Here is a 23560-nt window from a genome sequence, read left to right as displayed (position 1 = left end):
GCCATAACGAGACGGTTATGCCCAGACTGTCGGCCATGCTCCTGCTGGCGCTGCTCACCTGGACCGCAACGGCTGGCGCGCTGACTCTCACCGACGAAGAACGTAGCTGGCTCAAGACTCACCCGGAACTGCGCCTGGGTGTGGACGCTTCATGGCCGCCTTTCGAGTATCGGGATGAAGAAGGCCGCTATCAGGGCCTGGCCGCGGACTACATCCACCTGATCCAGGAGCGCCTGTCCATAAACCTCAAGCCCGTCGAGCCCGCCAGCTGGACCGCGGTGCTAGAGGACGCCAAGCAGGGCAAGCTGGACCTACTGCCCGGGATCATGTCGACCCCCGAACGCCAGAGCTACATGGCCTTCACCCGCCCTTACCTGGACTTTCCCATCGTCATCCTCGCCCATGAAGGCGGCGCACAACCCCACAACCTCAAGGAACTGTACGGCCTCAAGATAGCGGTGGTGGAAAACTACGCCCCTCACGAACTGTTGCGCACCCACCACCCGGACCTGAACCTGGTGGCCATGCCCAATGTCAGCTCGGCGCTGCAGGCCCTGGCCACCGACGAAGTGGACGCCGTGGTCGGCGACCTCGCCTCCAGTGTCTGGAGCCTGCGTCAGCTCAAGCTCGACGGTCTCTACGTCAGCGGCGAAACCCCCTATCGCTATCAGTTGGCGATGGGCGTCCCGCGGAAAAACAAGGTCCTGGTAAGCATTCTCGACAAGGTGCTCGCCGACCTCAGCCCCGAGGAAATCAGCACCATCCAGCAACACTGGGTGGGCAGCGTGCTCGACCACAGGACCTTCTGGTCAGATGTCCTGATGTATGGCCTGCCCGGTCTACTGCTGCTGGTGACCGTGCTCGCGGTGGTGATCCGTATCAACCGCCGCTTGAGCTCGGAAATTTCCCGGCGGGTCGCCCTGGAACAGGAACTGCGCAGCAGTGAATACCACTACCGCAGCCTAGTGGAAAGCCTGTCCGCGATTGCCTGGGAAGCGCGCATCAGCGACTTTACCTACAGCTATGTCTCGCCCCATGCCGAAGCCCTGCTGGGCTATCCCCTGGCCCATTGGCTGATTCCCGGTTTCTGGCGCAACATCATCCACCCCGCGGACCTGACCCGGGCCCAGGCCTTCTGCGACCACGAAGTGCAGGCCGGGCGGGATCACAGCCTCGATTACCGGGTGATCGCCGCCGACGGTCGCTGCCTCTGGGTGCGCGACATCGTCAGCCTGATCGAGCATGGCCACGAACCGGTGATGCGCGGGTTGATGATCGACATCAGCGAGACCAAGCACACCGAAGAGGCCCTGCGCCTGTCCGAACAGAAGTTCGCCTCGGTGTTCCAGCAATGTCCGGACATCCTGGTGATTGCCCGGCTGTCCGACGGCTGCCTGCTGGAAGTCAACAAGGCCTTCGAGGAGCAGATCGGCCTGAGCGCGCAAAGCGTGGTTGGCCAGACCGCCACCGAGCTCAATATCTGGGGCATCCCCGGGGTCGGGCCAGGGCTGCTGCAACGCTTGCAGGCAGGCAGCATCCGCAATCTGGAAATGCCCTTTCGCCGGCATAACGGCCAGTTGTTCACCGGCCTGATCTCCGCCGAGCCCTTCGACCTCGACACCACGCCGGCGCTGGTGGTAGTGGTACGCGACATCAGCCAACTCAAGGAGACCCAGCAACAACTGCAGACCTCCGAGGAGAAGTTCGCCAAGGCCTTCCATGCCTCCCCCGATGGCCTGCTGCTGACCCGTCAGCGCGACGGGCTACTGATCGAGGTCAACGAAGGCTTCAGTCGCATCACCGGCTTCAACAGCGCCATGTCGCTGGACCGCTCGACCCTGGACCTGGGCATCTGGGTCAATCTCAATGAGCGCAAGCAGATGCTCGACCTGCTGCAGCGCGATGGTTTTGTCCGCGACTTCAACTGCCATATCCGGCGCAACGATGGCCAGATCCGCCTCTGCGAGCTGTCGAGCCGGCCACTGCCCATCGGCGGTGACGACTGCATGCTGACCATCGCCCGGGACATCACCGACCGACGCCTGATGCAGGAGAAGCTGCAACAGGCGGCGACCGTATTCGAAAGCACAGCCGAAGGCGTGATGATCACCGATACCCAGCAGCGCATCAGCGCAGTCAATCGCGCCTTCAGCGAAATCACCGGCTACAGCGAACGTGAAGCCCTGGGCCACACTCCGCGCCTACTTGCCTCGGGCCTGCATGACAGCGCCTTCTACGCCGCGATGTGGCATCAGTTGACCCTGGAGGGCCACTGGCAGGGTGAGATCTCCAACAGGCGCAAGAACGGTGAGCTTTATCCCAACTGGCTGACCATCAATGCGGTGCGCAACCGGGAAAACCAGATCACCCATTTCGTCGCGGTGTTCGCCGATATTTCCAGCCTCAAGCACGCCCAGGCGCGGCTCGACTACCAGGCTCACCACGACCCCCTGACCGGCCTGCCAAATCGCACCCTGTTCGAAAGCCGACTGCTCAGTGCTCTCAATAGTCAACAGGACAACGGCAGCCAGGGCGCGGTACTGTTCCTAGACCTGGACCGGTTCAAGCACATCAACGACAGCCTCGGCCACCCGGTGGGCGACCTGCTGCTCAAGGGCATCGCCGTGCGTCTGAAGGAACAGCTGAGGGATATCGACACCGTGGCCCGCCTGGGTGGCGACGAATTCATCATCCTGCTGCCGGGCCTGCACCAGGCCAGCGATGCCGATCACATCGCCACCAAGCTGCTGAACTGCTTTACCGCCCCCTTCCAGGCCGGCGAACACGAGTTTTTCATCAGCGCCAGCATCGGCACCAGCCTGTACCCTAAGGACGGCTGCGATGTCGCCACCCTGATCAAGAACGCCGACGCCGCCATGTATCGCTCAAAGGCCAAGGGCCGCAACCGCGTGGAGCGCTACACCCGCGACCTGACCGCCCAGGCCAGCGAACGGGTAGCCCTGGAGCACGAGCTGCGGCGAGCCATTGAGCGCAACGAGCTGTCGCTGTATTTCCAACCCAAGATCAGCCTCAGCAACCACGAGCTGGTGGGCGCCGAAGCCCTGATCCGTTGGCATCACCCCACTTTCGGCGATGTGCCCCCCGAGCACTTCATTCCCCTGGCCGAAGAAAACGGCATGATCCTGCTGATCGGCGACTGGGTACTGGAACAGGCCTGCCTGCAACTCAACAACTGGAACCGACGCTTTGAGGATTTCGGCCCCCTGTCGGTGAACCTCGCCGGCGCCCAGTTGCGCCAGCCCAACCTGCTGGGGCGCATCGAGCAACTGCTGCGCGACTATGACCTGCAGCCCGGAATGCTACAGCTGGAAATCACCGAGAACTTCATCATGAGCCAGGCAGAAGAAGCCCTGGAAGTGCTGCATCAGCTCAAGCGCCTGGGCGTGCAACTGGCCATCGACGACTTCGGCACCGGCTACTCGTCCCTCAGCTACCTCAAACGCCTGCCCCTGGACTTTCTCAAGATCGACCAGTCCTTTGTCCGCGGGCTGCCGGACGACCCCCACGACGTGGCGATTGTCCGCGCCATCATCGCCCTGGGGCGCAGCATGCAGTTCACGGTGATTGCCGAAGGTGTGGAAAACCAGGAGCAGCAGACTTTCCTCACCCTGGAAGGCTGCGAACAGATCCAGGGTTATATCGTCAGCCTGCCCCTTGAAGCCGAGGAGTTCTGTACGACCTTCCTGCGAATCCGAGTTTCCGATTTTTCGGATAGCACAGCCGAGAAACCATCGCTATAATCCGGCGCCTACTGAGGGCCTATAGCTCAGTTGGTTAGAGCAGAGGACTCATAATCCTTTGGTCCACGGTTCAAGTCCGTGTGGGCCCACCAAACAAGAAAGCCGCGCAATGCGCGGCTTTCGCTTTTCTGAATCGTTCAACAAATAGCCCCCTTTCCTTTCCACCCACACAAGCTCAGTTAACCCTGGACAGGGTTGGTATAGACACTAGAAGCCCCTTCTGCCCTCATCGCCGACCGCCGATACATACAGTCAACTTCTACTGCCATAGCGCAACTTCATCAGTTGCGCGGAGAGTTAAACCTCCACTAAAGACGTGCGGCGGATACTGGTCTGACGCGAACTGGCGGCGACCCTGACCGATCCGCCGCTCCTGAATCTGAAGCACGTCGTTCTGTGAGACGTCCAGATCCTGGCGCATGGTCAGAGCCTGCAAGCGCCAAACAGCTGGATCCGATCTAAGGACGTGAATCTATTCAAGATTGTTTGCAATACGCTCACCCCACTGGCGGGTATGAACACTCAACTCGCCGAGCATATTTATTAGCAGGCCCTGCCGCCGAGCAATGCTAATGCACTCAAATATACTCATGCGATTCCAAGCTTTAAAAAGTCAACTGACAACAAAACAATTAACATCACATTATCGACCAACTACAAGAGAGAGCCTAAATAGATATATCAATCAGCCAGAACCTTACAATTCAACAATCAAACATCAACGCAAAAACACCATCATGCATACCCATACAGCAACTACATCGTATTCACAATTAAAGCGAACTTATTATCAGCGTAAGCACCACCTGAATTCTTCCTGCTTCAATATTTTTAAAATCGCGCTCTAACCTAGCCAAAAAGTGGTGCGTTATTCTTTCTCCGCTCAGGCTATAATCACCACCTCTCATCAAATAAGATTTATTTAAATCAATCATTTTCCCCTTAGCATTTGCCACTGTGATCAATATGCCTTTGGCGCACCCCTCGCATCGGTCATTTTCCAGCCTTCCATCTGTTCGTATATTTTTCGACTGAAAATGGAAACTGGCAACGCTGTTGAATTCTTCGGCTGCGCTTTGGCTGCCACAACTCCCAAGCGTAAGATCAAATTTCTTTTCTACCATGCCGCCATCTGCAAGGTGATATGGATTCACTCCTTCGAAGTCAACTGTTTTGTTTGCGTCAACCATTCGGCAGTCTGCTACCAGCAGTTTGGCGGCTGAATAAAATGCATAGTGCCCCCAAGTATTGCTAGTGGTTATACCTTTCCAGTATGAGTAGATATAGCTACTTGGAGGCAGTCGCAGCTCATGCAACCCTGGCCCGAGGGAGGTTCTCGGCTTGGTTTTAATGAACTCCACTGCTTGATCCAATGAGACCGCGTAGTACCCGCCTTTTTTTGGCTGGACCAGGAAAACTTCGTCCCAATGGTCACATGGTATGGCTCTACCATAAGCCGATCTATATCGCACTCCAACTCCATCAATCGGCGTGCTGCAAATGTCACCAGGCTCGCCTGTACCAGGAACAACTTGCAGACTAAAGCCCAACTTTCCGTAAGGTTCTTCTACAGCATTACATGTCACTGCACCCACCAGCGCTGCGGTTCCGAGAACACCTCCAACTTCCACCTCAGAGAAAGGGCGTAAGTATCCGAGCTTAAAAGATATAGAGTTACTACCCAGCTCCGCTCCGGAGTTACAGTAATTATTTCGATAATCCGCACTTACGAAACCGGAATAGATCACACAAACAAAAAATATTACAAGATAGCTCCGAAAAAAACTGTAACCGCCTAAATAACTAATCATGACTTCATCGCCCTAGTCGCTTGGAAAACTCACCTCTTAAAATTCTATTTCATTCAAACCGACCACGATCTAAGGCAATTCTTAAAAAACACGCCTAAAGACAGATTTTCGGAGGTGGGACACACCTTGAACAAGTTAAATTCTTAGTGAGTGATACGGCACCCTGAAAACAAATAGAGCGTCCAAAAATTCGTATCTATCGACAAGATCGAATTTCCAACTGTGAAACATCCGACCGACCAAATCGCAGTTACTTAATGACGGGGAGGTAGTAGTGGGCGATAAACCTCCAGCTGCAAGCCTCCGCTCTCCGATGGACACTTTTTAAGGCAGCCACCGATGATAATCCGTATAGGTATACATTAGTAACCACACATAAATCGGATGTAGAAAGCATTCCCCCGCTCGCCGACGAGTTCTGCACTCACTTTTTTGCCCATCTCAAGATCGCGGCGCGTACCGACTGCAGAGGCGGCGGGGCGTATGTCTCGAAGCCCACCAAACACAAAATCCATGCAATGCGCAGCTCTGTGTTATTGCTTGAAAAGCAAACCTCATCAAGTCTTGGTCCGATAGCGCTCTTTCAACATGGGGCGAATCTTCAGGCGATCTTCCGGCGCCCACTCCCACACGGTTTCCAGTTCTTCGGTGACGGTTTGCACACTGATTCCCGGAAGCAGGACGACGAAGGTATTCCTTTGCAGACAGTGCAATTCTGCACGGCCTGCGCCAGGTGCATCCCCCTCCCTCTCCTGAAGGCTTTCATAGAAGGCCAGGGCCTCGACCACCGTGTGGAAATGCTCGACCGCATCCTGAAAGCCTGAAAGAGACAGCCTGTACGTCATGCCGAAATCCATATTCATTCCCACTATTTCGGGACCTGGAAAAGGCGGCTTTTTTAGCAAAATGCCCACAAACAGTATCTAAGACAGTTCTTATTTACACTCCCCTGCAGGCAACCACCAACGCCCTCCCGGAACATGCCCCGCCTTCCCCAAATCGCACGGGGCTGAAGCCCGTTGCCTGCGCCCATGAAAAAGCCGCGCATTGCGCGGCTTTTCATGGTGTTGCCAGGCTGCGCTTATTTCTTGGGCAACGCGTAAGCAATCACGTAGTCCCCACGATCCGTCGACTGCCGCGCACCGCCAGCGGTGAGCAGGATGTACTGGCGACCGGTCTTGGGCGACACGTAGGTCATGGGGCCCGACTGGCTGCCTACGGGCAGGCGCGCTTTCCAGATCTCATTGCCATTGCCGGTATCGAAGGCCCGCAGGTAGAAATCCTGGGTACCGGCGAAGAACAGCAGGCCGGATTGGGTAGCCAGGGACGCGCCCAGGGTCGGCATGCCAATCGGGATCGGCAGGTGCATGCGGATCCCCAGCGGGCCGGTGTCCTGCACGGTACCCACCGGCACTTGCCACACCAGCTTGCGGGTCTTCAGGTCGATGGCCGACATGGTACCGAACGGCGGCTTCTGGCAGGGAATGCCCGCCGCCGAGAGGAAGCGCTGGCGCATGGCGCCGAACGGCGTGCCTTCCTGGGGCACCACGCCCATCTCGATGCCACTGGCACCAGCGGCGATCTGGTCCCGGGGAATCATGTAGTTGGCCAGGCCCAGACGCATGTCGTTGACGAACATGTAGTTGCTGGTGGGGTCCACCGACACGCTGCCCCAGTTCATGCCGCCCAGGGAGCCCGGAAACTGCAACGCATGATCCAGGCCCGGCGGGGTGTACACACCCTCATGGCGCATGCCCTTGAACTGGATACGGCACATCAGCTGGTCGAAGGGAGTCGCGCCCCACATGTCGGACTCGGTGAGGGTCTGGTTGCCGATCGACGGCATTTCCACCGAGAACGGCTGGGTCGGCGAATACCGCTCGCCCGGCACATTGCCCTGGGGCACGGGGCGCTCTTCCACCCGGGCAATCGGCTTGCCGGTCTCACGGTTGAGCAGGAATATCTCGCCCTGCTTGGTGACCTGGGCCAGCGCCGGTTGCACACCGCCCTTGTCGTCCGGAATGTCGTACAGCAGCGGCTGTGCCGGCAGGTCGAAGTCCCAGAGGTCGTGATGGGTGGTCTGGAAGTGCCAGCGAACCTGGCCGGTCTTCACGTCGATGGCGACGATGGAGGAGTTCCACTTGTCGTCGAACTCGGTGCGCTGGCCGCCGAAGAAATCCGGGGTGGCGTTGCCAGTGGGCAGGTACACCAGGCCCAGCTTGGCGTCATAGGACATTGCCGACCAGACGTTGGGCGTGCCACGGGTGTAGGTTTCACCCGTCGGCGGGCGCTTGGTGGTGGCCGGGTTGCCCGGGTCCCAGGCCCACATCAGCTCGCCGCTGCGCACATCGAAAGCCCGAACCACGCCCGGCGGTTCGCCGGTGGAGAAGTTGTCCGCCACCCGGCCGCCGACGATCACCACGGTGCCCGCCACCAACGGTGTCGAAGTCTGCTGGTAGTAGCCCGGCTTGATCTCGCCCATGTCGGTTTTCAGATCGACCGTGCCCTGGTTGCCAAAGTCTTCACAGGGCTTACCGGTTTCAGCGTTGATCGCGATCAGGCGCGCATCACCGGTCGGCAGGAACAGGCGCTTGGTGCAGGCCGCCGGAGCAGCGGGCGCCGAAGCATCGGCTACCGGGGTGGCAGAGGCGTCGAAATAACCCAGGCCGCGGCAGCGCTGCCAGTTTGGCGCGTAGCCCTGAGGGTCGAACTTCCAGCGCTCGGCGCCGGTGTCGGCGTCCAGGGCGAACACCTTGCCGTAGGCGGTGCAGGTGTAGACGGTATCGCCGATCTGCAGGGGTGTGTTCTGGTCTTCGGCACCAGCGCCGTTGCTTTCGGGCAGGTCACCGGTGCGGAAGATCCAGGCCACCTGCAACTGGTCGATGTTGCCCTTGTTGATCTGGTCCAGTGCGGCGAAGCGGTTGCCCGCAGTGGTATTGCCCCAGTGGGCCCAGTCTTTCTGTTCCGTCCCGGGAGCCACCGGCTGGACCGCTGGCACCTTATCCGCCTTGACCACATGGGTCGGCACGAACATGTAGGCCAGGGTCGCGACCACACCGATCCCCAACAGCCCAGCCAGGCCATAGGCACCGCGCCCGGCATGGGCTCCGGAGGCACGCACCAGGGTCGGGTAGATCAGCGCCACCACCAGGCCGATCACGGCGAAGGTCAGTACCCGCGAGACCAGCGGCCAGTATTCCAGGCCCGCATCCCAGACCGCCCAGATCGCCGTCAGCACCAGGGCCACCCCATACAGCCAGGCACCACGCGGGTTGCGCCGCGCGATCAGCAGCCCGGACACCAGCATCGCCAGGCCCATCAACAGGAAATAGGCACTGCCGCCCAGGCTCAGGAGGTAACCCCCGCCTGCGGCCAAGCCCAGCCCAATCAGGGCAATCAGGATACCCAGCCCCCCGAGCAACCATTTGCTGCCGGCGGCAGCCCCCGTGTTTTTCATCTTAAAAACTCTCCCATCTTCAAAACCTGACGGCGAGAATGTACTAACCAGTTACTTATGACAATCTGTCGCAGGTCATTTGTTTCAAAAAAATTCCCGACTTGCAGAGCGTAGCTGTCGCTTGCGCCATGTTCTTCGGGAGCTGCGGCGGGTGTTCACGGGAGCCTGTAACATGTGCGCTCCCCCGATAGCCGTGCTGGAGCCCACCTTGTCCGATAGCCGCCCTCCCGTTCTTGACGAAGTCGACCGTCAATTGATCGCAGCCTTGCAGATCAACGCCCGCGAAAGCGTGGCGATGCTGGCCCGGCAGTTGGGTATCGCCCGCACCACCGTGACCTCGCGCCTGGCCCGCCTGGAAAAGACCCGGGTCATTACCGGATATGGCGTGCGCCTGGGGCAGCGGGTAGTCGATGGCGGCTTGCAGGCGTATGTCGGCATCAAGGTCCAGCCGCGCTCTGGCAAGGAAGTGCTGCGGCGCCTGAGCGGCATGGCGCAGGTCCAGCAACTGTGTGCGGTCAGCGGCGAATTCGACTATGTGGCCTGGCTGCGCACCGACTCACCGGAACAGCTGGACCAATTGCTGGACCAGATCGGCAGCGTTGACGGCGTGGAGAAAACCACCACCTCGATCATCCTCAGCAGCAAGATCGATCGCGGGCACGCGCTGTAAGGTGCGCCCTGCCAACCAGTCAATCTGACGCACAAATTCGTCATATCGATAAATAACCGAGCATAACGACGACAGTTTGCGTCTTATTTACGTGTTTCACCCTCTCTAGAATGGCTGCCATCTTTTCCTATACTCAGCACTCTGCTGAGCCGCCCGCCAAGGTCAGCCATGAACAAGAACAATCGCCATCCTGCAGACGGTAAGAAGCCGATCACCATTTTCGGCCCGGACTTCCCTTTCGCCTTCGACGACTGGATCGAGCATCCTGCCGGCCTGGGCAGCATTCCCCAGGCACGGCACGGCACTGAAGTGGCGATTGTCGGCGCCGGTATCGCCGGGCTAGTGGCGGCCTACGAGCTGATGAAGCTGGGCCTCAAGCCAGTGGTCTATGAAGCCTCGAAAATGGGCGGCCGCCTGCGCTCCCAGGCCTTTGAGGGAGCCGAAGGGATCATCGCCGAGCTGGGTGGCATGCGCTTTCCGGTGTCGTCCATGGCCTTCTACCATTACGTCGACAAGCTCGGCCTTGAAACCAAGCCCTTTCCCAACCCGCTGACCCCGGCCTCGGGCAGTACCGTCATCGACCTCGAAGGCCAGACCCACTACGCCCAGAAACTCGCCGACCTGCCGGCGCTGTTCCAGGAAGTCGCCGATGCCTGGGCCGATGCCCTGGAAGATGGTTCGCGCTTCAGCGAAATCCAGCAGGCAATCCGTGACCGCGACGTGCCGCGCCTCAAGGAACTGTGGAACACCCTGGTGCCGCTGTGGGACGACCGCACCTTCTACGACTTCGTCGCCACCTCCAAGGCCTTCGCCAAGCTGTCATTCCATCACCGTGAGGTGTTCGGCCAGGTGGGCTTCGGCACCGGCGGCTGGGATTCGGACTTCCCCAACTCGATGCTGGAAATCTTCCGCGTGGTCATGACCAACTGCGACGACCACCAGCACCTGGTGGTGGGCGGCGTCGAGCAGGTGCCCCTGGGCATCTGGCGCCACGTGCCGGAGCGTTGTGCCCACTGGCCGGCCGGTACCAGCCTCAGCTCGCTGCACCACGGCGCGCCGCGTACCGGGGTCAAGCGCATTGCCCGGGCCGCCGATGGCCGTTTCAGCGTCACCGACAACTGGGGCGACACCCGGGAATACGCCGCGGTGCTGACCACCTGCCAGAGCTGGCTGCTGACCACCCAGATCGAATGCGAGGAATCGCTGTTCTCGCAAAAGATGTGGATGGCCCTGGACCGCACCCGCTACATGCAGTCGTCGAAGACCTTCGTCATGGTCGACCGGCCGTTCTGGAAGGACAAGGATCCGCAAACCGGTCGCGACCTGATGAGCATGACCCTCACCGACCGCCTGACCCGCGGCACCTACCTGTTCGACAACGGCGACGACAAGCCGGGGGTGATCTGCCTGTCCTACTCGTGGATGAGCGATGCCCTGAAGATGCTCCCGCAGCCGGTGGAAAAACGCGTGAAGCTGGCCCTGGATGCGCTGAAGAAGATCTACCCCAAGGTGGACATCGCCAGCCGTATCATCGGCGACCCGATCACCGTCTCCTGGGAGGCCGACCCGCATTTCCTCGGTGCCTTCAAGGGCGCGCTGCCGGGCCACTACCGCTACAACCAGCGGATGTACGCGCACTTCATGCAGGACGACATGCCCGCCGAGCAGCGCGGTATCTTCATCGCTGGTGACGATGTCTCCTGGACTCCGGCCTGGGTCGAGGGTGCGGTGCAGACCTCGCTGAACGCGGTGTGGGGGATCATGAAGCACTTCGGTGGCGCTACCCACGCCGAGAACCCGGGCCCGGGGGATGTGTTCCACGAGATCGGGCCGATTGCCCTGGCCGACTGAAACCAGCGGTCGGGCAGGCGCTCGTCCCCGCAGGCTTGCCCTGCGGGGATGTCGTACGAACCTGCGACAGCGGCTACAGTGGCCGGTCTGTCAGTGAGTGGAGTGAAGACCATGCGCGTCGCCCTGTATCAGTGCCCGCCACGGCCGCTGGATGTGGCCGGCAACCTGCAACGCCTGCATCAGGTGGCCATGGAAGCCACCGATGCCGATCTGTTGGTGCTGCCGGAGATGTTTCTCAGCGGCTACAACATCGGCCTGGAAGCGGTGGGCGCTCTGGCCGAGGCCCAGGACGGCCCTTCGGCCCAGCGCATCGCCGCCATCGCCCAGGCCGCCGGCACGGCGATCCTCTATGGCTACCCGGAGCGCAGTGTCGACGGCCAGATCTACAACGCCGTGCAGTTGATCGACGCCCAGGGGCAGCGCCTGTGCAACTACCGCAAGACCCACCTGTTCGGTGACCTCGACCATTCGATGTTCAGCGCCGGCGAAGATGACTTTCCGCTGGTGGAACTGGACGGCTGGAAACTCGGCTTTCTGATCTGCTACGACATCGAGTTCCCGGAGAATGCACGACGCCTGGCCCTGGCAGGCGCGGAACTGATTCTGGTGCCGACCGCCAACATGATCCCCTACGACTTCGTCGCCGACGTGACGATCCGTGCCCGGGCCTTCGAGAACCAGTGCTACGTGGCCTATGCCAACTACTGTGGCCATGAAGAACAGATCCGCTATTGCGGCCAGAGCAGCATCGCCGCCCCCGACGGCAGCCGGATTGCCCTGGCCGGTCTCGACGAGGCCCTGATCATCGGCACCCTGGACCGCCAACTGATGGGCGAATCCCGGGCGCTCAACCGCTACCTGTCCGATCGCCGCCCCGAGCTTTACGACGACCTGAGCAAGCGCTGATCCGGGGATATCCGCTAGCATGAGCGCTTCTCTGTTCTGGAAGTGCTCATGCCCGCGCCGAATCACCCTCTGCCCCCACTGGAGACCCTGGCCAACGGCCTGCGGGTTTCCCTGCGTCATGCTCCCCATTTGAAACGCTGCGCCGCGACATTGCGCGTCGCCGCCGGCAGCCACGATGTGCCGCTGGCCTGGCCGGGCCTGGCGCACTTTCTGGAACACCTGCTGTTTCTCGGGACCGAGCGCTTTCCTGTCGAACAGGGGCTGATGGCCTATGTACGGGCCCAGGGCGGGCAACTGAACGCGCGAACCTGCGAACGTGCCACCGAGTTCTTTTTCGAGCTGCCGGCCAGCGCCTTTGCCGGTGGCCTGGAACGTCTGTGCGAGATGCTCGCTCAACCGCGCATGAGCCTGGAGGACCAACACCGGGAGCGGGAAGTCCTGCACGCGGAGTTCATCGCCTGGTCCCGGGATGCGACAGCGCAGCGTCAGTTCGCACTGTTTGACGGTCTTCATGCCGCGCACCCGCTAAGGGCCTTCCACGCCGGCAACCGCTACAGCCTGAACCTGCCCAATAACGCCTTCCAGCAGGCCTTGCAGCAGTTCCATCGCGAGTATTACCAGGCCGGGCAAATGCTCTTGAGCCTCGCCGGCCCTCAGCCACTGGAGGAGCTCCGAGCCCTGGCGGAACGCTACGGCAGTTGCCTGCCGAGCGGTCAACACCTTGAGCAGACAGCGCCTCCCGCCCTAATGGCCACGGGCAACCAGACTTACCAACAACTCAGCGGCCAGCGGCTGGACCTGCTGTTTGCTCTAGAGCGGCTGCCCGCGGGCGCGACTGCCGCTGTGGATTTTCTCTGCACCTGGCTGCAATCGGCCAAGCCCGGCGGGTTGCTGGCGGAACTCCAGCAGCGCCAACTGGCTCACAGCCTCAAGGCAACGCTCCTGTATGAGTTCGCCGGCCAGGCCCTGCTGCACCTGGAGTTCGATCTGACCAGCGTGGCGGCATCAGCCCCGGTTCAGGTACGCGAGCTGCTGACAGAGTGGCTGGGGTTCTTCAGTGCCCAGGCCGACTGGGCACCGTTGCGCGAAGAATATGCCTTGCTGCAACAGCGCCAGATCGAAGTTGCCAGCGCCCTGGAACTGTCCCGACGCGACAGCCGCCAAGCTGCCGATGGGCTGGATGAGTCGGGGCTGGCCGCCCTCAAGCAGGTGCTCAAGCAGTTGCAACCCCAGGCTGTGGAGCACTTCAGCCACGACTGGCGCCTGCCTCCTGCCAACCCCTTTCTGCGCAGCACGATCGAGGCACCACGGGCCGGGTTGATTCGTGGGCAGACCAGCGCTCATCGCGGGCTGCGCACCTTTGCCCAGGATCGCTCCCGGGGCCGCAAGGAAAGCTCGGCCCTGAGCTTCAGCCAGGCGCTGCCAGCAGATCCTTCTGGTAGCGCCCTAACTCTGCGCTGGCAACTGGCCTCGCCTGCCCCGATGGGCTTGCATGCCCGGTTGCTGCGCAGCCTGGCGACATTGCGCGACGATGCCCGCCAGGCCGGCGTAGAGCTGATTTTCACCTCTTGTGGCAAAGACTGGCTGCTGAAACTGCACGGTTTGCCGTCCCCCATGCCCGCAGTGCTACTGCAAGCATTGAAAGCCCTGGGACGACCTGCCGAGTCGTTCTGGCAGGAGCAGGCAAGCGTCAATGCTGAAGCGCCCCTGCTGCCGATCCGCCAATTGCTCAAGGCATTCAGCGAACAGCCACAGCCCGACAGCCCGGCCCAGCCCGACCCAGAGGCCTTGCAAGCACTCTGGGCCAGCGCTCGCTGGGACGGACTGGGCCTGGCGCTGCCAGCCGCCATCCAGGAAGCCTTGAGCCGAACCCTGCAACAGATGCCCGGCACAGCGGACGCCACCCTCTGCCGGCCGGTGCCAGCAGGCACCGGCCAGCAGTGGCAGAACCTGCCCGGGAGTGCCGGTGAGCATGCCCTGCTGCTGTTCTATCCCGTGCCCAGCGCCAGCCTTGCCGATGAAGCCGCATGGCGCCTGCTCGGCCAGCTCTGCCAGACCCCGTTCTATCAGCGCCTGCGGGTGGAGCTGCAACTGGGTTATGGCGTCTTCAGTGCCGTTCGCCAGCGCAACGGCCGGACGGGTCTGTTGTTCGGCGTGCAATCCCCCGGCGCGACAGTCACCGAGATACTTCAGCACATCGCACAATTCCTTGAGCACCTGCCCGAACAACTCCAGGCACTCGACGAGCCCAGCTGGAATGATCAGCGACAGGCCCTGGCTCAACAGTTGCAGCCCGCGACCCTGCCTCAGGAACAGGCCATGGAGCTGTTGTGGCAGGCAAAACTGGCCGGCCACTCGTCGGATTACCTGCCGCAGTTGCAAGGCTGCATAGAGGCCCTGACGCCCACCATCGTGACCCAGGCCGCCCGCCAACTCAGAGAGGCTGCCGGCGGCTGCAGCGCGCTGGCCAACAGGCCGTGCCCGGGTGCCCCCTGGCAAGTGGCAGAATGATCATTACCAGCGCTGCAATGAGCTTTCTTCAGAATTGCGGGCAACCTTCAGCGGGAATTTAGTAAGATAGCCTCCTAAGCATCTGAACATCTCCCGCCGGAGGTGGACTATATGTATAGGCAACACCCGTCCCACCCACCTCAAAGGAGCAATTTTATGACCTGGTCCAAACCTGCTTACACCGACCTGCGTATCGGCTTCGAAGTCACCATGTACTTCGCCAGCCGCTAATTTCTGCCTCTGGCCAGAAACGCAGCGCAACGCCTCGGCCCGTCCGGGGCGTTTTTATTTTCAGTTCTCCGTCCTTTTTTCAGTCTTGAGCCCAGGGAGCGTCCATGTTTGTCCAGATTCTAGGTTCCGCCGCCGGCGGTGGTTTTCCGCAGTGGAACTGCAACTGTGTGAACTGCGCCGGATTTCGCGACGGTAGCCTGCGGGCCCAGGCGCGCACTCAATCGTCCATCGCGATTTCCGATGACGGGGTGAACTGGGTGCTGTGCAACGCCTCTCCGGATATCCGCGCGCAGTTGCAAAGCTTCGCCCCCATGCAACCGGGCCGCGCACTGCGGGACACCGGCATCGGCGCCATCATCCTCATGGACAGCCAGATCGACCACACCACCGGCCTGCTCAGCCTGCGTGAAGGCTGCCCGCACCAGGTCTGGTGCACCGACATGGTCCATGAAGACCTGAGCACCGGTTTCCCGCTGTTCAAGATGCTCAGCCACTGGAACGGCGGCCTGAGCTGGAACCGCATCGAGCTGGACCAGAGCTTCAGCATCCCCGCCTGCCCCAACCTGCGCTTCACGCCGCTGCCCCTGCGCAGCGCAGCGCCGCCCTATTCGCCCCACCGTTTCGACCCGCACCCGGGGGACAACATCGGCCTGATCGTCGAAGACCTGCGCAGCGGCGGCAAACTCTTCTACGCGCCGGGCCTGGGCAAGGTCGACGCGCCACTCCTGGAGATCATGGCCGCCAGCGATGTGCTGCTGGTGGACGGCACCCTGTGGGAAGACGATGAAATGCAGCGTCGTGGCGTGGGCACCCGTACCGGCCGGGAAATGGGCCACCTGGCGCAGAACGGCCCCGGCGGCATGCTCGAAGTGCTGGAACAGTTGCCCCGCCAGCGCAAGGTGCTGATACATATCAACAACACCAACCCGATCCTCGATGAAGACTCCGCCGAACGTGCCGAACTGGTACGCCGAAAGGTGGAAGTGGCTTACGACGGAATGAGTATTGAGCTGTAGGGCGAATCGCCCACAAGCTCGCCCCACGAGCCTTGGCCCCTTTGCGTAGGAGCGGGCTTGCCCGCGAAAGGGCTGCCCCCCGGAGAACACACATGACCGACACCCCGCTGTCCGCCGCCGAATTCGAGCAGGCACTGCGCGCCAAAGGCGCCTACTACCACATCCATCACCCTTATCACGTGGCGATGTATGAAGGCCGGGCGACCCGCGAGCAGATCCAGGGCTGGGTCGCCAACCGGTTCTATTACCAGGTGAACATCCCCATGAAGGACGCGGCGATCCTCGCCAACTGTCCGGACCGGGAGATTCGCCGCGAATGGATCCAGCGCCTGCTGGACCATGACGGCGCCCCGGGCGAGGACGGCGGCATCGAGGCCTGGCTGCGCCTGGGCCAGGCCGTGGGCCTGGACCCGGACCAGTTGCGCTCCCAGGAACTGGTGCTGCCCGGTGTGCGCTTTGCCGTGGACGCCTATGTCAATTTTGCTCGCCGGGCCAGTTGGCAGGAGGCGGCCAGCAGCTCGCTGACCGAACTGTTCGCGCCGCAAATCCACCAGTCGCGCCTGGACAGCTGGCCCCAGCATTACCCATGGATCGACCCCACTGGCTACGAGTACTTCCGCACCCGCCTGGGCCAGGCCCGCCGTGATGTCGAGCACGGCCTGGCGATCACCCTGCAGCACTACACCACCCGTGCCGGCCAGGAACGCATGCTGGAAATTCTCCAGTTCAAACTGGACATCCTTTGGAGCATGCTCGACGCCATGAGCATGGCCTATGAACTGAACCGCCCGCCCTATCACAGCGTCACCGATCAGCGGGTCTGGCATAAGGGGATCACCCTATGAGTTTCGACCGCAGTAAAACCCCACGCTGGCGCCCCGGCTACCGCTTCCAGTATGAACCGGCGCAAAAGGGCCACGTCCTGCTGTACCCCGAGGGCATGATCAAGCTCAACGACAGTGCCGCCCTGATTGGCGGCCTGATCGATGGCGAACGTGACGTGGCGGCGATCATCAGCGAGCTGGAAATCCAGTTCCCGGGGGTGGCCGAGCTCGGTGAAGATATCGAGCAGTTCATGGAGGTCGCCCGTGCTCAGCACTGGATCGAACTCGCCTGAACCGGCGGTTCTGCCCGGCAAACCGGAAGTTGGCCTGCCGCTGTGGCTGCTGGCCGAGCTGACCTACCGCTGCCCGCTGCAGTGCCCCTACTGCTCCAACCCCCTGGACTTCGCCGAGCAGGGCAAGGAGCTGAGCACCGAGCAGTGGATCAAGGTATTTCGCGAAGCGCGAGAAATGGGTGCAGCGCAGCTCGGTTTCTCCGGCGGCGAGCCGCTGGTGCGCCAGGACCTGGCCGAACTGATCGGCGAGGCGCGCAAGCTGGGCTTCTATACCAACCTGATCACCTCCGGCATCGGCCTCACCGAGCAGAAGATCAGCGACTTCAAGAAAGCCGGCCTGGACCATATCCAGATCAGCTTCCAGGCCAGCGACGAACAGGTGAACAACCTGCTGGCCGGTTCGAAAAAAGCCTTCGCGCAGAAGCTGGAAATGGCCCGTGCGGTCAAGGCCCATGGCTATCCGATGGTGCTGAACTTCGTCACCCACCGGCACAACATCGACAAGATCGACCGCATCATCGAGCTGTGCATCGCACTGGAAGCCGATTTCGTCGAGCTCGCCACCTGCCAGTTCTACGGCTGGGCCCAGCTCAACCGCGTGGGCCTGCTGCCGACCAAGGAGCAACTGGTGCGCGCCGAGCGCATCACCAACGAATACCGCGCCAGGCTGGAAGCCCAAGGGCATCCCTGCAAGCTGATCTTCGTCACTCCGGACTACTACGAGGAGCGCCCCAAGGCCTGCATGAATGGCTGGGGCAGCATCTTCCTCACCGTGACTCCGGACGGCACCGCACTGCCTTGCCACGGCGCGCGGCAGATGCCGGTGCAGTTCCCCAATGTGCGCGACCACAGCATGCAGCACATCTGGTACGACTCATTCGGTTTCAACCGCTTTCGCGGGTACGACTGGATGCCCGAACCCTGCCGCTCCTGCGACGAGAAGGAAAAGGACTTCGGCGGCTGCCGCTGCCAGGCCTTCATGCTCACCGGAGATGCCAGCAATGCCGATCCGGTGTGCAGCAAATCGCCACACCATGGGATGATCCTCCAGGCCCGTGAAGAATCTGAAACGGCCACCCACACCATCGAGCAACTGGCTTTTCGCAATGAACGAAACTCCCGCCTCATCGCCAAGGGTTGAGCCCTTCAGCGCCAGCCAGGCCACTACGGCCGGGGTCGATTTTGCCGAACTGCAACTGACGACCCACGGCCTGTTCTGGAATGAATATCGTCCCGAGGACGGCCGCTGTCGGATCTGGCAGTGGCATCAGGGCCAGGCCCAGTGCCTGACGCCAACCGGCTTCAGCGTGCGCAGCAGGGTCTATGAATACGGTGGTGGCGCCTTCTGCCTCAGCGATGATGCCCTGCTGTTCGTCAACGAGGCGGACCAGCAGCTGTATCGCCAGCCCCTGGCCGGTGGAGCGCCCAGCGCCTTGACTCAAGGCACGTGCCGCTACGGTGACCTGCGATGCCACGCTGGCCAGGTGCTGGCCGTTGAGGAGTGTGCCGAACAACACCAACTGGTGAGCATTGACAGCATCACCGGTCAACGCCGGCTACTGGCTGCCGGGGCCGACTTCTATGCCGCTCCTACCCTCAGCCCCAATGGTCTGCGCCTGGCCTGGATCGAGTGGGACCGGCCCCATCAACCTTGGACCAGCACCCGCCTGATGCTTGCTGAGCGCCTGGGCAACGGGACCTGGGGGGATCCCCGCTGCGTGGCGGGCGATGGCGAGCCAGAGTCACTGCAACAGCCGCGCTTCGACCAGCACGATCATCTGTATTGTCTCAGCGATCGCGGCGGTTTCTGGCAACCCTGGACCGAGTCGAGCGATGGTTTGCGGCCGTTGCCCAGCACCGCCGCGGACCATGCCCCGGCGCCTTGGCAACTGGGAAGTTGCACCTGGCTGCCCCTGGGCGGCGATGCCTGGTTTGGCAGCTGGACCGAGCAGGGTTTTGGCCGCCTCGGGCTGCGTCAGGACGACGGTTTCCAGCAGGACTTTAGCGGCAACTACAGCCGCTTCCGCAGCCTGGCGCTGGACCAGCACTACCTGTACTGCATCGCGGCCTCGCCTGTCAGCCCCTCGGCCGTTATCGCCATAGACCGCAAGACCCGGCAGGTCCAAGTCCTGGCAGGAGGGGTTGCCCCTCTGCCGGCGGAACGCATCAGCCGCCCGCAGACCCTGTGCTACCCCAGCGGCGACGGCCAGGCCCACGGTTTCTTCTACCCGGCCATGAACGGTGTCAACCGGCCGCCCCTGGTGGTGTTCATCCACGGCGGCCCGACTTCGGCCTGTTACCCGATACTCGACCCGCGTATCCAGTTCTGGACCCAGCGCGGCTTTGCCGTGGCCGACCTGAACTACCGCGGCAGCACCGGATATGGCCGGGCCTATCGCCAGGCCCTGCACCTGCGCTGGGGCGAGGTGGATGTGCAAGACGCCTGCGCCGTGGTGGCCCACCTGGATGAGCAGGGGCTGATCGATCCGCAACAGGCATTCATACGCGGCGGCAGCTCGGGGGGCTACACCACCCTCTGCGCCCTGGCCTTCGCCAAGGTCTTCTGCGCCGGAGCCAGCCTCTACGGAGTCAGCGATCCGATCAGCCTGGCCCGCGCCACCCACAAGTTCGAAGGCGACTACCTGGACTGGCTGATCGGCGATCCTGAACGCGACAGCGAACGTTATCTGGCCCGTACTCCCCTGGCCCACGCCAGCAGCATCGGTGTGCCGGTGGTGTTTTTCCAGGGCGAGCAGGATGCGGTGGTGGTGCCCAAGCAGACTCGCGACATGCTCAAGGCACTACAGGACCAGGGCATCGCCGCCGAGGCCCACTACTATCCCGATGAGCGCCACGGCTTTCGCAAGGCCAGCAACCAGGCCCACGCCCTGGAGCAGGAGTGGCGGTTTTACCGCCGAGTGTTGCAGGCACAGCACTGATCAGCTACTGCCCGTTCCCCTGGAACGGGCAGACCATCAGCGTTTAGCGATGATGTACACCGCATGCACGATCCCCGGAATGTAGCCGCACAGGGTCAGCAGGATGTTCAGCCAGAAAGCGCCGCCAAACCCCACTTGCAGGAAGACCCCCAGGGGCGGCAAGAGAATGGCAAAGATGATGCGGATCAAGTCCATGGGCAGCTCCTGATAACAATCGGCTCGAATGAGCCTTACCTGCAATCGACCTTGGCCATACGCCAGGGTTCAGAGCGATTCGAGGCCGCGCAGCCACTCGGGCGAGGATCTGGAGGCCATGTCCCTGCACCACGCTCAACAGCTTGATGGCCATGGCGCCCGTACAACGAGCCGGTACTTGAAGGAGGTTGCAAGAACAAAGAAGGGGTTTGAAAAAGCTGGAGATAAAAAAACGCCCCGTGCGAAAAATCGGACACGGGGCGATGCGTTATACCGCGAGACGGTTCAGGAAGTCAGTCAACGTAAGGTCGCATGTGGCCCGGAAAGGTAATCCAGCACCCGGAACAGAGTGGGTGCCAGACCACTGCAATGCGGGATTCCGGCGAGAATCGCCTGTTGATCCTCGACGCTATCGGGCTCGGCGCTGTGTTCAGCGCTCAGCCAACCGTTGGGGCGCGCCTGCAAAAGTGCCTCGATGCTGTGCAAGTCGCTCTGCAACAGGCATTGCAAGCCGATGGCCCGCTCCTGCCAGATAAAGCCCTGGTGATCGCAGGCCGCCGAGCGATAGAGCGGCAACGCGCCCTTGGGCAGATCGAAGCTTTCGCCGTGCCAATGAAAGGCCATCAGACGTTCCGGCAAGGCCAGCCCCAGAGGCGAGTCCTGGGCATTGGGGTACTTTTCCACAGGCCACCAGCCAATCTCCCGCGCTGCACTGGGGCGAACCTGAGCTCCCAGCGCCTGCGCCAGGAGCTGGCCACCCAGGCCGATGCCCAGCACGCGCTTGCCGGCAGACAGGGCCTTGCGCAACAGGCGTTTTTCCGCAGCCAGCCACGGAGTCTGGGCCTCGTCGTGCACACTCATGGGCCCACCCAGAGCGATCAGCAGGTCGAAACTGTCGAGCCGCGGCAAACGTGCCTGGGCGTACAGATGGCAGATGTGCACGGCGCTCGCCCGCTCCAGCAGCCACTGGTTGATCCGCCCCGGTCCGGAGGCAGGCGAATGTTGCAGGATCAGTACACGCATCAGACGGCCACTCCCTTGCGACATTGCAATTGCGCCGTGCGCACCCGGGAAAAAGCCCGGGCCAGGCGCAGGAGCATCTCGTCGATATTGCCTTTGCTGACACTCAATGCCGGGGTAAAACGCAGGCAGTCCGGTTGCGGTGCGCTGAGCAGCAAGCCTTCATGCAAGGCAGCCTTGACCACCGCGTCGGCGGACTCATCCGCCAGGGTCATGCCCCAGAACAAACCCTGCCCCCGCACTTGGCCCTGGGCATACCGGCTCGCCAGGCGGGTCAGTTCCTGCCCCAGGTACTGGCCGTTATGGCGCGCCTGCTGAAGAAAGCCATGCTCCTGCAAGCTGTCCAGGACCGCCAGGCCGGCCGAGGTCATCAGCGCATTGCCATGGTGAGTGCCATCCAGCTCGCCCGCCTCGAAACAGCAGGCCTTGCCCCGTGCCAGCAACGCCGCCAGGGGCACGCCACCGCCGAGCCCCTTGCCCAGAGCGATGATGTCGGCACGCACGCCATACAGCTGTTCGGCCAGCAGGGTGCCGCAGCGGCCGATGCCGGTCTGGACCTCATCGAGAATCAGCAGGATGCCCAGTTCACGGCACAGGCGCTCGACACCCTTGAGGTAATGCTCGGTCGCCGGAATGACACCAGCCTCACTCTGGATCGGCTCCAGCATGATCGCCACGGTTTGCGCATCCACCGCCGCGTGCAAAGCCGGCAGATCGTTGAACGGCACCTGGCTGAAACCCGGCAGCCCGGGGCCGAAACGATTGCCCGGAGCGCCGCTGCCAGCCGCCGACAACGCAGCAAAGCCACGACCATGGCAGCTCTGGCTGGCGGTGATGATGCCAGCCGCGCCGCCACGATGCAGTTGCCCCCATTTACGCGCCAGCTTGATTGCGGCCTCGCAAGCTTCAGTGCCGCTGCTCAGCAGGTAGGCCTGGTCGCTGCCGGTGCTGCGGCACAGGCGATCGGCCAGCTTGAGCATGCCACGGTTGTAGAACCCGGAACCCGGGTTGATCAGCGACTGCGCCTGCTCGGCAAGCGCGGCGACCAGGACCGACGGGCTGTGGCCAAGACTGTTGGCGGCCCCGGCCTGGGTGAAGTCCAGGTAAGTGCGGTCTTCACTGTCCCACAGCCAAGAGCCCTGGCCGCGCACGAAGACCGGCTGGGGGCGCTGCACACTGGGCATCAGGCACTCGTTGGAAAAGGCCGGGGCCGAAGCGTTTGCATAGGGCTCGGCGGCCAGATCTTCCAGGCTCGGCACAGTGCGGCGCAGGTTGAACAGATTCATGCCCGCAGGCCCTCCAGCGGCAGCCCCAGCAGGCGCGCGGACCAGTCTTCAACCCGGCCAGTACGCATGCGCTTGATAGCGATATCACGCCAGCGCGAGGAAAGCGCCGGGCAATCAATGAGGGTTTTCAAGCCAGCATGCTCCAGAGGTTCCTGGAAAAAACAGCGCAGGGCCCAGGCCACGGTGAGGCCGGGGTAACTGCGCTGAATCAGTTCAAAAGGTTCATCCGCTTGTACGAAACCTGGCTTGAGGACCCGGTAAAACCAGCCGCAACAACCATTGTCCTGGGCCTGTTGCGGCAGATTGGCCAGGCCCCAGCGATGGCTCAGGCGATAGCAGGGCGAACGCGGCTGGCTGACCTGCAATAGCGCACCGCCCCAGCGAAACAGATCGCCCAGGCACACCTGTTCTTCGGTGAGGCCATGGGTGGACAGGTTTTCACCGAAGGCCGGCGCGCACCAGGCGAACTGTGGGTAACGTTTGCGCCAGTGGTCATAGTGTTCAGTGGGGTAATGATGCAAGGCGCGCTCGGGACCGGTGTGAAAGCGCGGATCGCCGTGCTCATCGCTGCCCAGGCCTTGTGGCCACAACCAGAGTCGGTTGGCAACCGGGTACTTGTCAGTGTCGCTGACCAGACCCTGGCCGAGATTTTTTGCCTTGCCTATGTAAACACCATCGACGTAAACGGTATTCATCGCCCTTCGTGGCCCTGTAAGCCTTGTGAATAGGCGCTAGACTAGGCCCCTCCGGGGCTTCGGGCCATTTCGTTTTTTAAGCTTTTTCAATAAG

18 protein-coding genes and 1 tRNA gene are annotated in these 23560 nt (G+C 61.9%); 12 read left to right on the top strand and 7 right to left on the bottom strand.

Annotated elements, in window-relative coordinates; all coding sequences use genetic code 11:
- Window positions 1–17: 17 nt before the first annotated feature.
- Window positions 18–3761, top strand: a complete 3744-nt coding sequence (locus tag A9971_RS19990; RefSeq protein ID WP_183001104.1) for an EAL domain-containing protein — start codon at window positions 18–20, stop codon at window positions 3759–3761.
- Window positions 3762–3776: 15 nt separating this feature from the next.
- Window positions 3777–3853: transfer RNA gene (locus tag A9971_RS19985), tRNA-Ile, on the top strand.
- 681 nt (window positions 3854–4534) lie between these two features.
- On the opposite strand, the gene A9971_RS19980 is transcribed toward A9971_RS19985, so the two are convergent.
- From A9971_RS19980 to A9971_RS19970, 3 genes are all read right to left on the bottom strand, one after another.
- Entirely contained in the window at window positions 4535–5572 is a 1038-nt protein-coding gene (locus A9971_RS19980; protein WP_015637257.1) for a hypothetical protein, read from the bottom strand.
- A 557-nt stretch (window positions 5573–6129) separates the two neighbouring features.
- On the bottom strand, window positions 6130–6435 hold the full coding sequence (locus A9971_RS19975; RefSeq protein WP_172621754.1) for a hypothetical protein: 306 nt from the start codon (window positions 6433–6435) through the stop codon (window positions 6130–6132).
- A gap of 218 nt (window positions 6436–6653) precedes the next feature.
- On the bottom strand, window positions 6654–9029 hold the full coding sequence (locus tag A9971_RS19970; protein WP_183001106.1) for a glucose/quinate/shikimate family membrane-bound PQQ-dependent dehydrogenase: 2376 nt from the start codon (window positions 9027–9029) through the stop codon (window positions 6654–6656).
- A gap of 208 nt (window positions 9030–9237) precedes the next feature.
- On the opposite strand from A9971_RS19970, the gene A9971_RS19965 reads away from it, so the two are divergent.
- The 10 genes from A9971_RS19965 (at window position 9238) to A9971_RS19920 (ending at window position 20270) form a co-directional block, all read left to right on the top strand.
- Window positions 9238–9699, top strand: a complete 462-nt coding sequence (locus A9971_RS19965; protein ID WP_011063845.1) for an Lrp/AsnC family transcriptional regulator — start codon at window positions 9238–9240, stop codon at window positions 9697–9699.
- 168 nt (window positions 9700–9867) lie between these two features.
- Window positions 9868–11550 (top strand): NAD(P)/FAD-dependent oxidoreductase, encoded by a 1683-nt coding sequence (locus A9971_RS19960; RefSeq protein WP_183001107.1) that lies wholly within the window; start codon window positions 9868–9870, stop codon window positions 11548–11550.
- 111 nt (window positions 11551–11661) lie between these two features.
- On the top strand, window positions 11662–12456 hold the full coding sequence (locus A9971_RS19955) for a carbon-nitrogen hydrolase family protein (RefSeq protein WP_011063847.1): 795 nt from the start codon (window positions 11662–11664) through the stop codon (window positions 12454–12456).
- Window positions 12457–12504: 48 nt separating this feature from the next.
- Window positions 12505–14967 (top strand): pyrroloquinoline quinone biosynthesis protein PqqF, encoded by a 2463-nt coding sequence (gene pqqF / locus A9971_RS19950; RefSeq protein WP_183001109.1) that lies wholly within the window; start codon window positions 12505–12507, stop codon window positions 14965–14967.
- Between the two features lie 156 nt (window positions 14968–15123).
- Window positions 15124–15198, top strand: coding sequence for a pyrroloquinoline quinone precursor peptide PqqA (gene pqqA, locus A9971_RS19945; RefSeq protein ID WP_003194766.1), 75 nt, complete (start codon window positions 15124–15126; stop codon window positions 15196–15198).
- A gap of 104 nt (window positions 15199–15302) precedes the next feature.
- Window positions 15303–16214: a pyrroloquinoline quinone biosynthesis protein PqqB gene (pqqB, locus tag A9971_RS19940; RefSeq protein ID WP_011063849.1), complete on the top strand. Its 912-nt coding sequence runs from the start codon at window positions 15303–15305 to the stop codon at window positions 16212–16214.
- Window positions 16215–16306: 92 nt separating this feature from the next.
- Entirely contained in the window at window positions 16307–17059 is a 753-nt protein-coding gene (gene pqqC, locus A9971_RS19935; protein WP_011063850.1) for a pyrroloquinoline-quinone synthase PqqC, read from the top strand.
- Window positions 17056–17331, top strand: coding sequence for a pyrroloquinoline quinone biosynthesis peptide chaperone PqqD (gene pqqD, locus A9971_RS19930; RefSeq protein WP_011063851.1), 276 nt, complete (start codon window positions 17056–17058; stop codon window positions 17329–17331). Before pqqC ends, pqqD begins: the two co-directional genes overlap by 4 nt.
- Window positions 17303–18472: a pyrroloquinoline quinone biosynthesis protein PqqE gene (gene pqqE / locus A9971_RS19925; protein WP_019094523.1), complete on the top strand. Its 1170-nt coding sequence runs from the start codon at window positions 17303–17305 to the stop codon at window positions 18470–18472. Before pqqD ends, pqqE begins: the two co-directional genes overlap by 29 nt.
- Window positions 18438–20270, top strand: coding sequence for a S9 family peptidase (locus tag A9971_RS19920; protein ID WP_183001111.1), 1833 nt, complete (start codon window positions 18438–18440; stop codon window positions 20268–20270). The genes pqqE and A9971_RS19920 overlap by 35 nt, the downstream gene beginning before the upstream one ends.
- Window positions 20271–20306: 36 nt before the next feature.
- Here A9971_RS19920 and A9971_RS19915 read toward each other — a convergent pair whose 3' ends face one another.
- The 4 genes from A9971_RS19915 to A9971_RS19900 all read right to left on the bottom strand — a co-directional run bounded on the left by A9971_RS19915 (window position 20307) and on the right by A9971_RS19900 (window position 23466).
- A complete protein-coding gene (locus tag A9971_RS19915; RefSeq protein WP_011063854.1) occupies window positions 20307–20465 on the bottom strand; it encodes a YqaE/Pmp3 family membrane protein in 159 nt (52 codons plus the stop codon).
- 297 nt (window positions 20466–20762) lie between these two features.
- Window positions 20763–21488, bottom strand: a complete 726-nt coding sequence (locus A9971_RS19910; RefSeq protein ID WP_011063855.1) for a type 1 glutamine amidotransferase — start codon at window positions 21486–21488, stop codon at window positions 20763–20765.
- Window positions 21488–22771, bottom strand: a complete 1284-nt coding sequence (locus A9971_RS19905; RefSeq protein ID WP_125063492.1) for an aspartate aminotransferase family protein — start codon at window positions 22769–22771, stop codon at window positions 21488–21490. Before A9971_RS19905 ends, A9971_RS19910 begins: the two co-directional genes overlap by 1 nt.
- A complete protein-coding gene (locus tag A9971_RS19900; protein WP_183001113.1) occupies window positions 22768–23466 on the bottom strand; it encodes an MOSC domain-containing protein in 699 nt (232 codons plus the stop codon). The genes A9971_RS19905 and A9971_RS19900 overlap by 4 nt, the downstream gene beginning before the upstream one ends.
- Between the last annotated feature and the right edge of the window lie 94 nt (window positions 23467–23560).

The sequence above is a fragment of the Pseudomonas sp. UME65 genome (genome assembly GCF_014170225.1).
GTDB classification, from domain to species: domain Bacteria; phylum Pseudomonadota; class Gammaproteobacteria; order Pseudomonadales; family Pseudomonadaceae; genus Aquipseudomonas; species Aquipseudomonas protegens.
The sequence above is the reverse complement of the archived record's forward strand: the minus strand, read 5'-3'. Positions and strand labels throughout refer to the sequence as shown.

Bases quoted from the DNA above. Each gene is read 5' to 3' on its own strand.
- A9971_RS19990 (WP_183001104.1), top strand. From the start codon at position 18: ATGCCCAGACTGTCGGCCATGCTCCTGCTGGCGCTGCTCACCTGGACC.
- A9971_RS19980 (WP_015637257.1), bottom strand. From the start codon at position 5,572: ATGATTAGTTATTTAGGCGGTTACAGTTTTTTTCGGAGCTATCTTGTA.
- A9971_RS19975 (WP_172621754.1), bottom strand. From the start codon at position 6,435: ATGAATATGGATTTCGGCATGACGTACAGGCTGTCTCTTTCAGGCTTT.
- A9971_RS19970 (WP_183001106.1), bottom strand. From the start codon at position 9,029: ATGAAAAACACGGGGGCTGCCGCCGGCAGCAAATGGTTGCTCGGGGGG.
- A9971_RS19960 (WP_183001107.1), top strand. From the start codon at position 9,868: ATGAACAAGAACAATCGCCATCCTGCAGACGGTAAGAAGCCGATCACC.
- A9971_RS19955 (WP_011063847.1), top strand. From the start codon at position 11,662: ATGCGCGTCGCCCTGTATCAGTGCCCGCCACGGCCGCTGGATGTGGCC.
- pqqF (WP_183001109.1), top strand. From the start codon at position 12,505: ATGCCCGCGCCGAATCACCCTCTGCCCCCACTGGAGACCCTGGCCAAC.
- pqqB (WP_011063849.1), top strand. From the start codon at position 15,303: ATGTTTGTCCAGATTCTAGGTTCCGCCGCCGGCGGTGGTTTTCCGCAG.
- pqqC (WP_011063850.1), top strand. From the start codon at position 16,307: ATGACCGACACCCCGCTGTCCGCCGCCGAATTCGAGCAGGCACTGCGC.
- pqqD (WP_011063851.1), top strand. From the start codon at position 17,056: ATGAGTTTCGACCGCAGTAAAACCCCACGCTGGCGCCCCGGCTACCGC.
- A9971_RS19920 (WP_183001111.1), top strand. From the start codon at position 18,438: ATGAACGAAACTCCCGCCTCATCGCCAAGGGTTGAGCCCTTCAGCGCC.
- A9971_RS19915 (WP_011063854.1), bottom strand. From the start codon at position 20,465: ATGGACTTGATCCGCATCATCTTTGCCATTCTCTTGCCGCCCCTGGGG.
- A9971_RS19910 (WP_011063855.1), bottom strand. From the start codon at position 21,488: ATGCGTGTACTGATCCTGCAACATTCGCCTGCCTCCGGACCGGGGCGG.
- A9971_RS19905 (WP_125063492.1), bottom strand. From the start codon at position 22,771: ATGAATCTGTTCAACCTGCGCCGCACTGTGCCGAGCCTGGAAGATCTG.
- A9971_RS19900 (WP_183001113.1), bottom strand. From the start codon at position 23,466: ATGAATACCGTTTACGTCGATGGTGTTTACATAGGCAAGGCAAAAAAT.